This is a genomic window from Legionella bononiensis (genome assembly GCF_016786215.1).
In the GTDB taxonomy this organism is placed as follows: domain Bacteria; phylum Pseudomonadota; class Gammaproteobacteria; order Legionellales; family Legionellaceae; genus Legionella; species Legionella bononiensis.
This window is the reverse complement of sequence record NZ_JADOBG010000018.1, coordinates 20,558-35,297: the sequence shown is the minus strand read 5'-3', so window position 1 is coordinate 35,297 and position 14,740 is coordinate 20,558. Positions and strand designations below refer to the sequence as shown.

The following is a 14,740-nucleotide window of genomic DNA, read 5'->3' as shown; positions in this document are numbered from 1 at the left end:
CTGTTCTTTACAATGTGCTTTAAAGACCTCATGAATAATAATCCGCTTTATCTATCTCTTCTTAATAATTTCTTAACCTTGACTCAATATAATAAGCTATTATTTTTTAACGAAAAGTACTCTTAAGTCAGGATATATTTTAAATGATTGATGTAAACATCTGGTTATCAACAACCGTTCTATTCAAAAAGCGTATTACCAACGGAATTTTTGGTCCTCTGTTTGCATCAGAATCTTCAGGGGAGAATGTAGGACATGCGAATCTGACTTTAGATGTCAATGAAAGTTCTGAACACTATCATTATATAGAAGCACATTTTGGTACACTGAATCCCAAAAAAACCTTGAGTATAATTCCCACTCCAGTAACAGCTAAAGAAAACTGGTCACATTTAGCACCAAAAACAGTTAAAAGCTATCAATTCACTCACAGTAAGTGGCCCAAATCCATACCCAGTTTCGGAAGCATTTTTATAAAGGATACCAAACGCCGTATGCATCTGAGTAGTGGAACAGTAGGCATAGAAGCTGATTTTAATACTCATGACAGTGACATGATGAGAGAAGATGAGGGCAAAACATCTCATGTAGTGAAACATAAGAAACCCAGTAAAGAGATGATTCAATCTGAAAAAAGCACGAATCTTGAACTTCTGACCAATGTAAGCACCCTGGAAGTTAATTTTGAAAATTTAACCAAATGGCAAAATAAGCTGGAACAACTTCAAATAGAGAGAGCACGTCTCACCGGACACCTCGAACACATTACAACTTCACATAAGAATGAAATTAATGCACTTAAATCAAGTATTCATACAAATTCATCCTGTCTGGACCAGATCAGCAAAAAATTAACTGCTTTAGGAAGAACTCACAGTTATTTAAACATCGTTCAAAATAGAGACCCAGATACTCAAAAGCAATTTTTAAGCATCAGAGCGCAAATTGAGAGTTTACAACAGGAAAAGGAACATCTGGTACATGACAACCAGGAATCCCTACGAGCCATTGATGAGCTTGAATTAATTTTTGCAGAACAAATCAATACAATTAACGAAGATATTAAGAGCAATGAAAACGCTATTCATTATTATGCTGACAGAATAGAACAGGTTCAGCAGGAAATTAATGGAAGAACCCTTGAAGATCTGGAGTTAATGCGTGCGGAATCTCGTAAGCGAGTGGATTACACCTCTCGTAAAGAACAGTTTTTACTGACCCATGAAAAAACTGAAGGCAGGCATCCTGATCACATCATCAAGCTACCCATTAAATCGGACGGTTGGGAGTATTATGTAGATGAAATTAAAATGCTTGAAGCCATGCAAAAAGAACGTCAAAACAGTACCTATTCCTTTATTTTCAATAACTGCGCTACCAGTGTTAAACGGTGTATATTAGCCGGTATAGACGATACTTTGCGTGATCATTTAATCGAAGCAGGATTGAAACAATCCTTTTTTAAGTTGAATACAATTGAAACGTGCAAAGGTTTAAGAACCTGGGTAAGGGCGTTGGAAGCCTGTTTGATACGACTGAATTTTCCACCCCTGGAACAAGAACATTCCAAACCAGTAAACCATCGTGCATTGGGAGCTTAAATCAAACAAATTTAAGCTGTCTCCAGGCTTCGAATAAAATAATAGCCACTGCATTGGATAAATTCAGGCTGCGGCTGTTCTCAACCATTGGAATACGAATGGATGTATATTGCGTTCTAATCTCGGCAGGCAATCCACGCGTTTCTGGTCCAAATAATAACACGTCTTCTGATTGAAAATGGACGTCGCTGTAGGTCTGCTCTGTCTTTGTAGTACAACAAAATATTCTACGTCCCATGTGCTGTGTTTGAAAATCGCTCCAATCCTCATAATGTTGAACTGAAGCCCATTCATGATAATCCAAACCAGCACGGCGCATCCGTTTATCATCCAAATCAAAACCTAAAGGATGAATCAAATGAAGTTGGGCGCCACTGTTTGCACATAATCGAATGATATTGCCAGTATTAGGAGGAATTTCAGGCTGATAAAGTGCAATATGTAACATGTGTTTGTTCCTCTTTCTGTTTCCAGGTTGATTAGCCCCATATTAATTGGCCGTAATGTACATGAAAAACGATTTACTGAATACTGTTGATTAAACAGGTCAAATAATTGGGTGGTTCTGTACGTGGATACCACGCCAAAGCGACTGAATTTGCATAAATTTTATTCTGGTTTAATACGTGGAGCTCACCAGATTTTAAATAAGGTTCTGCGAATTCTTTAGTTAAAACACCGTAACCAAAACCTGCGATAAATAATTGAGCGATACTTTCAGTATTGTTGATAAAATGACGTTCCGTTTGAATTTCTTCAAGCAAATCAAATTCTTTTAAATAAGTAAACGTCATGTCATCTGATGTATCAAAATCAATGATGTGTTCCGTCCTGATAATGTCCTTTAATTTTCGGTGCTTCCATTTGGAAGAACATACCAATAAATACTCTTCTTCAGCGAGTATTTTATGTGTCATTTCTGGTGAAATCTGTTCTGGTTTTAACAGAACCAAGTCACAGTCACCTGATTTAAGTTTTTGGCTTAAATCAGGTGAATCATCAATTTGATAGGACATGAACAGTTTAGGGAATTTTGTCATTACTGCCGCACATTGAGGGACAATTCGTGAACGAATAATACTGGCTGGACCAGCTATTTTGACACGAGCATTTGAAGTAACTCCTGAGCCATGAATATTAGCCAGCAATTCTCCACCCATCGCCAGTACCTGTTGGCAAAAACGATGTAACTCCTTACCTTCTGCTGTGAGCTGCATACCGCGTCGACTTCTAATAAATAAAGTCGTCCTCATCTTCTGCTCCAACATGCGCAACCGTTGAGTTATTGCGGTTTGAGTTAAATGTAATACAGCAGCAGCGGCATGAACCGTACCTTCTTTGATAATGGCTTCAAATGCGATTAACTGAGGGTCGAGTAAAATCAATTTATTTCATCAAATAATAAAATTAATGAATTATATTTGTTTTAAGCTCCTGAGTACAATAGAACCCTCAACATAATCATTTTTTATACCCTATAGAAGGAGTCCTATATGACAAAACTAACTTATGCTGAAGCACAGGATCCCGGTGCACCTTGTATTGTATTCGGCGCCAATACTCAGAATGCAGGTACGGCACCAACCTTTTCCAAAGCATCCGAACGGGAGATATTCTCTGCTGATTTTATTAGGCAAGTGGACAACACGTTATATTCCCTTCCAGAAAATTTTAAATCAGGAGCACAATTATTTGATGCCGGAAACCTAGAGATCAACCACCACAACATGGAAGAAGAAATAGAACTCGTCTCATCATTCATTAGCCAACAATTGAAAAATAAACAAATACCCATCTGCCTTGGTGGTGATCATACAATAAAATACGCCGCTTTAAAGGCTTTGGATCAGGTGATGCCCGGACAATACGGTGTTGTGTATCTGGATGCCCATCCTGATTGCGAAGAACAGAGCAGATTATCCTACAGTTCTATTTTACATCATGGGTTTTTATTACCGTCTTTGAAACCGCAACAGATCATGTTGACGGGTATTCGACAATTTACATCAAGTGAAGCTAGAGCACTATGCCGTTATCAACCAGAAATTGGCATCATTAAAGGAAGTGAGTTTAATTGTACCCATATTATAGAAATAGGTCAGAAAATTGTCGCGCAATTCAAACATCTGGACTATCTCTACTTTTCCATAGATCTTGATGGTTTGGATCCATCCTGCGCACCGGCAGTAGAAAGTCCATACCCAGGAGGACCTAATTTAAATCAGCTGATCTACCTCATCCATTATTTAAGGGAATATTTTACATACGTTGGAATGGATATCAGTGAATTCATCCCCTATCTGGATGCACAACACATTACTGCCTTATCTGCGTCCCGCATCCTGAAGGAATTTTATAGTGCACTTTGACCTATGAATGTCTGAGGTTCTTCATGCGAAAAGAAAGAACCGTTGGTTGATGTCTGTAGCTGATTGATAATCAGATTGTAATGATGTGTTCTTTTCCTACAATTCTGATAAAGAAAATGAAGGGAAGAAAAAGAGACGTATTTTGACAACACAACATCTGATTATCATGTTTCATCGGTTAAAGCGCTTGAAAACCGTCGTGCTACCCAATCCTGATCGAGATAATCAAAACAATCCTGCAAAAAATCAGTTAATTCGTCCTCTTCCAGGACATGTTCAAAACCTATTGGTTCTACGTCGTGGTGAACATATTCACCAAAATAATGCATTGAAAAATCAATATAATCCCGTGTATGCAAAATAAACGTATGCCACATCTCATCTAAAATCAATAATGGACCAAAAAGATAAGTTTTTTTGCCCAGTTCAGATCGCTTATTGTTCAACCACATCCAGGATAATAAATCTTCTAATAAACACTGGCCATCATCCAAAGAAAACTCGGGATGATGGTGACAGAAATAAGTTATAACTTTATGATTTTTATATTTTTTCAGTTCGTCAAGCTTGGAATTCATTATCTACAACAGGTCTTTTTAGCACTAGGCTTCTTTGTAACAAAACGTATAATTCGGCACATCATTTCTTCTTTAGTCATAATCATCTCAATAAATGAATAAGAAGTGATAGTTTATCCTATTGTTTAGAAAGGACGCAATTGGATGTTCTTATTTTCATCAATTAGCAGCATGTGTTGTTCGGGCACATCCTCCCACCCTTCAGCCAAATCATTGAGTTTTTCAGAGGATACGACAATATAAGCAGGTTTTCCCTCTTCCTTGATCCATAATCCATGAGTCGCTAAAACATATCCAACCAGATAATGTAATGTTAAAGGTTTCTTTTTTTTATGACTGGTATATCGTGTTGCGACTATTCTCTTTCCATCGGTAAGACATACATTATAATAAGAAACTCCAGTATGTCCGAACTCTCTTATTACATCCTCAATTCTAAGTATCGTTTCCTGCAAAACATCGGCAACAACTGTCATTTGACTTAAATCTCGCCCTTTAGCGAGCTGCAAAAATAAGCCAAATAAATGCTCGGAATCCGTATCACCTTTTACCCAGTGATAAATATCATCATCCAATAAATGCCGTATATGTCGTTTAACGTCGATAAAATCATTAATTTCACCGTTGTGCATTAACATCCAATCGCCATAAACAAAGGGGTGGCAATTAAAATTGGTAACTCCACCAGCGCTGGCGGATCGGACATGAGCAAAAAAACAAGGGGATTGAATTTTGGCGGTTAAATTCAACAAATTTCTATCATTCCAGGCTGGAAAAACAGAGGTAAATAAAGCAGGATCAGAGCTGACTTCAGGAGCATACCATCCGACGCCAAAACCATCGCCATTAGTTCGTAAATTGGTTTCACGGGCATGCAGGCTCTGCATTATTATTGAGTTTTTAGGCGTGACTAATACATTTTCCAATAAAGTTGGACGTCCCAAATATGCAACGAGTCGGCACATAATAACCTCCATCAATCAATAAACTAACTATAGCAAATTTAACCAGTTCTGAAGATGTATCGACAACTCAGAGGTCGAAGTTCCGCAAACACGCCCTGCGCGATTCTCACAAAATTGAAGCATCTTTTAAGTGCCTACCTACCGCGCTTTATGCGCGATATCCATAGTGATGGTAGTGCTATGCACATACTTTTTTCCTTAGGATCAAGATCTGGATACCGCGCATAAAGCGCGGTACGTAGGCTTCAGGACCAAATATCAAGAGACCCTGGTTACCATCACATTCTGTGACCATCTCTCAGGAACAAGCTGCGAGAGGCTAAACGTCATTTGATGAATTGTCTACCCTAATCATTTACCAAATAACACATCTGTTTTTATTCACCATAGGACTGTTGTCCGGAAGTTTATAGGCTTCTTGAAATTGAGGCATATTGGCAAAACTTCCATTAACTCGATATTGAGCTGGCGGATGAGGATCAGTTGTTATCTGGTTCTGTAATTGTTGCGGCCTAATATTTTTTGCCCAAACATGTGCTGCGCCCAGGAAAAACTGCTGAGAGGGGGTAACACCATCAATTGTTTTGGCATGTTTGTAATCATCTGATTGTAAAAATGCTTTATAAGCTAAAATCAGACCACCTAAATCGGCAGCAGCTTCACCAACAACCAATTTACCCTGTACGTTCAGATTACCATCAACCTTATACTTGGAAAATTGATCTGCAATGCATTGAGTCGCTTTTTTAAATTTAGTCAAATCTTCGGGCTTCCACCAATTATTCAGATTTCCATAACCATCAAATTGTGCCCCCTGATCATCAAAACCATGGGTAATTTCATGCCCCATAACAAATCCTATAGCGCCATAATTCACTGCTGCAGGTGCATCAGGGTCAAAGAAAGGAGCTTGCAATATCCCGGCGGGCATATTGATGTTGTTCATGGAAACATCATAATAGGCATTGATCGTTTGTGGTGTCATCTCCCATTCGGTTTTATCTATGGGTTTACCAATTTTATCCAGATCTCTATTGATTAAAAATTCATTAGCTCTTATGACATTTAAAACATAAGGTCCTCTATCCACTTTAAGTTTGGAATAATCCCACCACTTTGTAGGATAACCAATACGCTCCTGCATTAAATCGAGTTTCTTTAACGCTTCTTTTCGAGTTTCTGGTGACATCCAACTCAAGGAACTTAAATCTTGCCGCAAAACACCGCGAATGTTCTTCAGGATTTCTTCTACCTGCTCTTTAGCCTTGGGAGGGAAATACTGTTCTACGTACATTTTACCAATTGCAAATCCAAGAGCGCCATTTTCAGTACTCACTACTCTTTTCCAGCGAGGTAATATTTTTTCAATGCCAGTAAGAGCGCTAACCATTTTAAAATTCTGCTCAACAAAAGGCTTTGAAAGATATGAAGCAAAAGCGTCAATCAAATGCCAACGCAAATAGATTTTCCACTCATCCAGACTGATGGTTTTTAATAGGTTATTCATTCCCTTAAAAAATTCCGGCATGGCTAAATTAATACTGGTAAGTTGACCCTGGCCTATAGCCTTTAAGTAGAATTGCCATGAAAAATCAGGAGTAATTTGCTCCAGCTCGTTAAGAGTCATAATATGATATACAGCTTTAGGCTCACGACGCTCTATTATAGGCATGGAAATTTTGGCAAGTTTGGTTTCGATATCCATTACAATTTTTGCTTCCTTGGCCGCTTTCTCAGGGCTATCACCAAGTAACTGAAACATCTTGTCCAGATGATTTACATAAGCCTCACGAATTTTTTTAAATTTTGGATTGTCGCTTAAATAATAATCTCTTTCAGGCAAACCTAAACCACTCTGTACGGCAGCCCCTATCATCAACGTACTGTTTTTATAATCCTGCATACTGCCAAAACCGAATAAAGCATCAACACCAATTTGATGTAAATGAACCAGTTCTTTTTGTAGATCTTCTAGAGTGTTTATTGCCTCAATTTGAGCAAATTCGGATTGAATAGGCGCAATACCTACTTTATTGATGGTTTCTTCATCCATACCACTAAAATAAAAATCCCCTACTTTTTGTTCGATACTGCCCGGTTTGGCATTGGTATTTTGGGCGGCCTTGATGAGCATCTGATGAATAATATCCTGAATTTTTTCATTAAGAATATTAAAACTGTCCCAAGAAGCATATTCAGCAGGAATAGGATTATTTTTTTGCCAGGTTCCATTGGCGTAAGAATAGTAATCCTGGCCTGGTGAGACTTTAGAATCTATCCATTGCAGACGCAGAGCGTTACGTTGTTTCGTATTAATATCTGAATCTGCTGAACAAACTACTGAACTATATATCAGTGGAAGAGCAATTAATCCTATTTTGAATTTCATCGTGCGACTCCTTTGCCTTTATATCGAGAGTATTTTACTAATTAATAGAATACAACCAATCAATTCAATAGTATTGAGATTTATACGTATCTTTTAAAGAACTAATTTAATGAGAACCATCATATAACAGTAATGGAACTCTATTACTGCGGGGAACAACTGATTAATAAATCGTACCATCACAGTTTATCAGCCTTTATTCCAGAAAAAGGCTAAAAATTAACCAGACGGTACACTTTATCTTGTATTAGGCTTCGACAGGATAATATTCAGATTGCATTGATGGCAAATAATTTTCTGCATCAAAATAGGTATATTCCCAAGCATCTTGCCTGACCATTAATTCACGTAATAGCCTGTTATTCAGTTCGTGACCTGATTTATACCCTTCAAATGCACCAATTAAACTGGAACCCAACAGATATAAGTCACCAATGGCATCCAGAACTTTATGAGTCACGAATTCTGACTCAAAACGTAATCCATCTTCATTAAGGACACGGTAATTATCAACAACAATCGCATTATCCAAACTACCGCCTTTAGCTAAATCACATTCCCGTAATTTTTCATAATCGGAAAGAAAACCAAAAGTCCTGGCTCGGCATACTTCTTTAACGTAGGAAGTGCCTGAAAAATCAAAACATACAGTCTGTGGCTTGTCATTAAATACGGGGTGATCAAAATCAATCGTGAAAGAAACCTTATACCCTTTGTGTGGCAGGAACTGCACGTATTTACCATTGTCTTCAACACGAATAGGCTTAAGAATACGGATGTACTTCTTGGCAGCATTTTGCTCTTTGATACCAGCAGATTGAATTAGAAAGACAAATGGTGCTGCGCTGCCATCCATAATGGGCAGCTCGGGTGCATTAACATCAATATAGGCATTATCAATACCTAAACCAGCCAAAGCAGACAGAAGATGTTCCACAGTTGCAATTTTAACGCTTCCATGATGTAGCGTAGTACAGAGCATGGTATCCCCGACATACTCGTAGGAGGCTGGAATTTCAACAACTGGTGACAGATCCACTCTTCTAAAAACTATCCCTGTATTAACAGGAGCGGGTCTTAAGGTTAAAAGCACTTTCTCACCGGAATGCAACCCAACGCCAGTAGCCTGGATTACCTTTTTAGGAGTTCTTTGTTTTATCATTCAGTGCTCACCTTTCTTCTTTATTTATTTTGCGCGCAAAAACCTCTTGATCTTAGCAACAATTTATTGATTAGTCTAATTTTTTTCTATACTTAAATAGTATAGAACTATTTTATTCCTAATAAAATTGTCGGGACTTACGAAAAAAGCTCAATCTCTTCGCGCTTCCTGAAGGTATCTCAAATCTAAAATCAAAATCTTTAATCAAGAACAAATCACTTAATTGAACAACCCAATTCAAGTGTCATTCAAAAGATTACAACCTTAAAATACACAGCCTACCCAAGGCTGTGCTCTTTTTTCTGATTCATAATCGTTCAAAATACACTTGAGTGAACGTTCAACTAGGCTTCCTCTTCCTGACGACGAAGAAAGGCAGGTATATCCAGATAATCAACATCCGGAACACTGTCACTTACAGAACTTTTTTGTTTTGCAGAAGATGTAGATACAGCGGCACTCTGGGCTTGTTTACGAATTACTGCAGGTCTATCCAATTGATGATAATCAAGAGAACCATCACTTCGAGTGGATTCCATTAATCGAGCACGTTGCCCTTGTTGTTGTGGCTGTTGATGACGTTGTCTCATATCACCCAAACCAGTAACGATCACAGTAACCCTCATTTCATCAGTCATTTCAGGATCAATTACAGTACCTACTACTACAGTCGCATCATCAGATATAAATTCTTTAACCACGTCACCAACTTCTTCAAACTCGCCTATAGACATATCAAGGCCGGCTGTAATATTGACCAGTATTCCTCGTGCTCCGGAAAAATTCACATCTTCCAATAATGGAGAAGCGATTGCAGCCTCAGCTGCCTGTCTGGCTCTTTGCTCACCGACGGCACTTCCTGTTCCCATCATGGCCATGCCCATTTCTGACATTACAGTTCGCACGTCAGCGAAATCCACGTTGATTAAACCGGGACGAGTGATTAAGTCAGAGATACCTTTTACAGCACCAAGCAATACGTTGTTTGCCGCTTTAAACGCATTCAGCAAACTGATATTTTTGCCTAAAACACTTAATAATTTATTGTTAGGTATCGTGATCAATGAATCGACATGTTCTGCCAAACGACGAATTCCGTCTTCAGCTGCAAGAGCGCGTTGTTTCCCTTCAAATGAAAATGGTTTGGTTACCACAGCAACAGTCAAGATTCCCAATTCTTTGGCAATCTCGGCAAATACTGGAGCAGCTCCTGTTCCAGTCCCGCCTCCCATACCTGCTGTAATAAAAACCATATCAGCACCACTTAATATTTCTCGTATATGATCTCTATCTTCTTCCGCAGCTTCACGACCTATTTGCGGATTAGCTCCAGCACCCAAGCCTTTAGTCAGTTCGTCGCCTAATTGAATATGAATTTTGGCATTGGAGCCTTTCAATGCCTGAGCGTCTGTATTAGCACAAATAAACTCTACACCGTCTATATTTTCAGCAACCATATGTTCCACAGCGTTACCGCCGCCACCGCCAACACCTACAACCTTTATTACAGCATTATTATCTTGATGGCTGCTTTCCATTAATTCAAACATAACCCCGCTCCCCTAGTGTGCTGCTTTTTTTCTGCTTATCACTTTAAAACAGTTTTGTGTATGTTGCATTTTGATGCAACCCCTAATCATTTACTTAATCTTCGTGAGTAATCTCTAAGCGTTTACTTAATAATTTTTAAATTAATTAAAAATTACCTTGAAACCATTCTTTCATTCGTGACCAAATTCCCTTGGTATTATCATTCAATGCCGGCACATTATATCCTCCTTCATATTGCTGTTGGAAGCCATGAAGTAACAAGCCAACACCGGTAGCAAAAGATGGATTTTCAGTAGCTTCTGCCAAGCCTGAAACATGATGAGCGCATCCTTTTCGGACTGGCATTTCAAAACAAAGTTCCGCAAGTTCAATAGCACCTCTAACATTAGAAGCCCCACCGGTGAGTACAATTCCTGCAGCCATTCTGTCTTCAAATCCACTGCGTTTTAATTCATTGCGAACCAGAGAAAATAATTCTTCATATCGAGCGGAAACTACATCAGCCAGCGCCTTGGCTGATATTTTTCTACCTGGTCGTTCATTGACACTTGCAACTTCAAGCATTTGGTTTGAATTAGCCAATTCAGGTAAAGCACACGCATGACTCAATTTAATTGCTTCGGCAGCCTTGGTTGGCGTTCTTAAGGCCATGGCAATATCATTAGTCACCTGATCTCCTGCGATAGGTATTACTGATGTATGTTGAATTGCTCCTTCACAGAATATGGCAATATCAGTGGTACCCCCACCAATGTCAATCAAACAGACACCCAGATCTTTCTCATCTTCAGTGAGTACTGCATGACTGGATGCCAGTTGCTCCAGAATGATGTCATTAACCTCCAGTCCACATCGACGTACGCATTTTACTATATTCTGAGCAGCGCTGACCGAGCCTGTGACTATATGCACGCGAGACTCAAGTCGGACTCCAGCCATACCTATAGGTTCACGAATACTTCCCTGGTGATCAATGATGAATTCCTGAGGCAGAATATGTAGAATTTTTTGATCTGCCGGTATGGCCACAGCCTTGGCTGCGTCAATAACCCGTTCGACATCAGCCTGAGACACTTCCTGATCCCGAATAGCAACAATTCCGTGAGAATTCAAACTGCGTATATGACTACCAGCGATCCCTGCATAAACAGTTCTGACTTCACAGCCAGCCATTAATTCAGCTTCCTGCACTGCACGCTGTATGGAATTAACTGTGGCTTCTATGTCAACGACGACTCCACGTTTTAAACCGCGAGAAGGATGGCGGCCAATTCCAATTATTTCAATCGCTCCATCGGAAGTCACTTCACCAATTAAGGCAATTATTTTTGAAGTGCCAATATCCAATCCAGTGATAATATTTTTTTCAATTTTTTTAGCCATTATCGTCCCGTTTGTTGTTTCCACTGCACTGCCATACCACGCGGATAACGTAAATCCACGCTTGCCAACTGATCTGCTTTTTCAGCAAATACTGCAGGATATGCTTTACAAAAACGCAGCAATCGCGCCTCTAACTCTTTCTTTCCCAAGTATATTTTTACGCCATTACCCAGTATTAATACCCAGGCCTGATTGTCTCTTAAGCTCAATCCGGAAGCATTTAAACCATACGATGATAATATCTTACTCAATTTTTCGTAAACTTGTAAGACGTCTAATTGTTGACCTGTCGGTCCTTTTAGTTTTGGAACGTTTAAATCTACTGGAACATTGCCTTCATTAAACAATGTGCCATCCTCAGTCATCAAGGCATTTCCCCAAATGGCAACTGGATTCTTTTCCACAAGTTTTATTTTTATAGTATCAGGCCAGACTCTTTCTACATAGGCACTGTCTATCCAGTTTATTGCATTAAGCTCATTCTGTAATCGACTCACCGGCAAAGCAAAAAAACTGGCACTTAAATGTTTTGCCAACACGGCTTCCAATTCTTTATGACTCACATGTTCATAACTGGCAGCTACTTTAATCGTAGTAATTGGGAAACGATCTGCATCAGCAAGATATAAATAGCCCAGGCGCCCGGCTAATAGCACAGCGCTTAGAATTAATAACCCCAACAGGCCGACATAGCGCAGCCCATCGGAATCAACATCCTTTCTCTTGATGTTCTCTTTCACAGGTAATTGGTCACTAAATGTTGTCGACAATTTTGATGTGTCATTGCAATTTGAATCAGTTCATCAAGCAGATCAGGGTAAGTCAAACCACTTGCCTGCCACAATTTTGGATACATACTTATCGAAGTAAAACCAGGCAATGTATTGATTTCATTAAAATAGATTTCTTCTGTTTTATCATTCACAAAAAAATCAACTCTCGCCATTCCTTTACATTTTAATCGGGAAAATATCTCAGCGGCAGCCTGTTTTAATCGTTCGTCCAGTTTATTATTCAATAGCGCTGGAATAATTAAATCGGTCTGACCACTTTCCAGATACTTCGCAGTATAAGAATAAAAGCCATCGGGATGATTCACCCGAATTTCTCCCACAACACTGACTCGTGGCTTGGCAGAAGGTTTGATATTTTCTAATACCGCCAATTCAATTTCTCGACCCTGAATGAATTCCTCAACCAGGATTTCCTCGTCATAACGTAAGGCATCATCTACAGCGGCAACCAATTCAGCCATATTTTTGGCTTTATGAATACCCACACTGGATCCTAACGAGCAGGGTTTTACAAATAGGGGCCAGCCAAACTCCGCGGAAATTTCGTTACAGAATTGCTGTCTTTCAGCCGAAGTGGTATGCCATGATAATAATTTATACTGAGCTGAATGAAGACCATTAATACATGCTACTCGTCTTGCCATATCCTTATCCATACCAATGGCTGAAGGCAATACATCACAACCAACATAGGCAACTCCCGCCAGTTCGAGCAAACCTTGCAAACTGCCATCTTCATATAATGGACCATGTACTACAGGAAAAACCACATCGGCTTCAACGGCCAGGCGACCGTTACTTACCAGGCTATCCAAGGGTTTCGAATGTTCTGTTATTACAGGGAGTTTTTCTTTATAGTTCAGTAAATCAGCATAAGTGTGCAAATGAAACTGGCCATTTTTATCCATTGCTATGGGAATAATATGATATTTCTCTGAATTCAAATGCCTGAGAACCGATGATGCTGAAATTAATGACACTTCATGCTCACCTGATTTTCCACCATAAAGCAAAACAAGGTTGATAAGCTTAGACATTAACAGTCTCCAATAATATGTACTTCGTGCATCAACTCTATAGTTGTTTGCTCTTTAACTTTAGTTTGCACCAAATGAATCAATGCTTCAATATCCGCAGCAGATGCAGTACCCTCATGATTGATAATAAAATTAGCATGCTTCTGAGAGACAACTGCTCCTCCTATCTGAAATCCTTTCAAACCACATGATTCGATAAGCCGCGCAGCATAATTTCCAGGAGGATTTCTAAATACTGAACCACAATTGTATTCATTTGTTGGTTGAGTATTGGTGCGATGTGCCAACAAATCTTTTATTACCTGTAGCGAAGTCTCTTTGTTACCCGGGGACAATTTAAAAGTAGCGGAAATAAACCACTCATTGTCTAATCCTGCCACATGTCTGTAAGCGACTTCAAATTCTTCCGGTTTTCTTACTCTAATCTCACCATGACGGTTAATTGTTTGAACCTCGATTACTGATTGCCATGTTTCGCCACCATGACAGCCCGCATTCATTCTCAAAGCACCGCCCATAGTACCGGGAATACCAGCCCAGAATTCTCCGCCGGAAAGATTATTTCGTGCAGTAAACCGTGCCATACTGGCACAGGACACGCCCGCCTCAACTCGGACAGTATCCGCATCTAACAGGCTTATTTCTTTTAAACAGCCCTGAGTAACCACTACTGTACCTGAAAAACCTTTATCACGTATTAAAGAGTTAGAGCCTAAGCCCAACCATAACAAAGGTTCATTCTTGGGAAGCTGGCGAAGGAAAACAACTAAATCAGCCAGATGAGCTGGCTTATAGAGTCTGGTTGCAGGCCCGCCCACACGCCAGGTTGTATAATCAGCCAACGGCTCATTAAACAGCAATGTACCCTGGCATTCAGCAGCAAGACCACAATCCTTTTCCATTATGCTCAT

13 protein-coding genes are annotated in these 14,740 nt (G+C 39.4%); 2 read left to right on the top strand and 11 right to left on the bottom strand.

What is annotated here, in order from left to right; all coding sequences use genetic code 11:
- The first annotated feature begins 143 nt into the window (after nt 1–143).
- On the top strand, nt 144–1,601 hold the full coding sequence (locus IZU94_RS11365) for a hypothetical protein (protein WP_203110718.1): 1,458 nt from the start codon (nt 144–146) through the stop codon (nt 1,599–1,601).
- 1 nt (nt 1,602) lies between these two features.
- Here IZU94_RS11365 and trmL read toward each other — a convergent pair whose 3' ends face one another.
- Both trmL and IZU94_RS11355 read right to left on the bottom strand, forming a co-directional pair.
- Nucleotides 1,603–2,049 carry a tRNA (uridine(34)/cytosine(34)/5-carboxymethylaminomethyluridine(34)-2'-O)-methyltransferase TrmL gene (gene trmL / locus IZU94_RS11360; RefSeq protein ID WP_203110716.1) on the bottom strand — a complete coding sequence of 149 codons (447 nt, stop codon included), beginning with the start codon at nt 2,047–2,049 and terminating at the stop codon, nt 1,603–1,605.
- 73 nt (nt 2,050–2,122) lie between these two features.
- Nucleotides 2,123–2,986 (bottom strand): LysR family transcriptional regulator, encoded by an 864-nt coding sequence (locus IZU94_RS11355; protein WP_203110714.1) that lies wholly within the window; start codon nt 2,984–2,986, stop codon nt 2,123–2,125.
- 108 nt (nt 2,987–3,094) lie between these two features.
- Between IZU94_RS11355 and IZU94_RS11350 the strand changes: the two genes are divergently transcribed.
- Entirely contained in the window at nt 3,095–3,970 is an 876-nt protein-coding gene (locus tag IZU94_RS11350; protein ID WP_203110712.1) for an arginase family protein, read from the top strand.
- A 164-nt stretch (nt 3,971–4,134) separates the two neighbouring features.
- Here IZU94_RS11350 and IZU94_RS11345 read toward each other — a convergent pair whose 3' ends face one another.
- From IZU94_RS11345 to murB, 9 genes are all read right to left on the bottom strand, one after another.
- Nucleotides 4,135–4,548 (bottom strand): UCP032817 domain-containing protein, encoded by a 414-nt coding sequence (locus tag IZU94_RS11345; protein WP_203110711.1) that lies wholly within the window; start codon nt 4,546–4,548, stop codon nt 4,135–4,137.
- Nucleotides 4,549–4,673: 125 nt separating this feature from the next.
- The gene (locus IZU94_RS11340; RefSeq protein ID WP_203110710.1) at nt 4,674–5,513 is read right to left on the bottom strand and encodes a class II glutamine amidotransferase; all 840 of its coding nucleotides are present in this window, start codon (nt 5,511–5,513) and stop codon (nt 4,674–4,676) included.
- Nucleotides 5,514–5,868: 355 nt separating this feature from the next.
- On the bottom strand, nt 5,869–7,902 hold the full coding sequence (locus IZU94_RS11335) for a M13 family metallopeptidase (RefSeq protein ID WP_203110709.1): 2,034 nt from the start codon (nt 7,900–7,902) through the stop codon (nt 5,869–5,871).
- A gap of 247 nt (nt 7,903–8,149) precedes the next feature.
- Entirely contained in the window at nt 8,150–9,064 is a 915-nt protein-coding gene (lpxC, locus tag IZU94_RS11330; protein ID WP_058474994.1) for a UDP-3-O-acyl-N-acetylglucosamine deacetylase, read from the bottom strand.
- A gap of 344 nt (nt 9,065–9,408) precedes the next feature.
- The gene (gene ftsZ / locus IZU94_RS11325) at nt 9,409–10,614 is read right to left on the bottom strand and encodes a cell division protein FtsZ (protein ID WP_058474995.1); all 1,206 of its coding nucleotides are present in this window, start codon (nt 10,612–10,614) and stop codon (nt 9,409–9,411) included.
- Between the two features lie 145 nt (nt 10,615–10,759).
- Nucleotides 10,760–11,998 carry a cell division protein FtsA gene (gene ftsA, locus IZU94_RS11320; protein ID WP_203110708.1) on the bottom strand — a complete coding sequence of 413 codons (1,239 nt, stop codon included), beginning with the start codon at nt 11,996–11,998 and terminating at the stop codon, nt 10,760–10,762.
- On the bottom strand, nt 11,998–12,738 hold the full coding sequence (locus tag IZU94_RS11315) for a cell division protein FtsQ/DivIB (RefSeq protein WP_203110707.1): 741 nt from the start codon (nt 12,736–12,738) through the stop codon (nt 11,998–12,000). The genes ftsA and IZU94_RS11315 overlap by 1 nt, the downstream gene beginning before the upstream one ends.
- Nucleotides 12,735–13,829, bottom strand: a complete 1,095-nt coding sequence (locus IZU94_RS11310; protein WP_203110706.1) for a D-alanine--D-alanine ligase family protein — start codon at nt 13,827–13,829, stop codon at nt 12,735–12,737. Before IZU94_RS11310 ends, IZU94_RS11315 begins: the two co-directional genes overlap by 4 nt.
- The gene (murB, locus tag IZU94_RS11305) at nt 13,829–14,740 is read right to left on the bottom strand and encodes a UDP-N-acetylmuramate dehydrogenase (RefSeq protein ID WP_203110704.1); all 912 of its coding nucleotides are present in this window, start codon (nt 14,738–14,740) and stop codon (nt 13,829–13,831) included. The genes IZU94_RS11310 and murB overlap by 1 nt, the downstream gene beginning before the upstream one ends.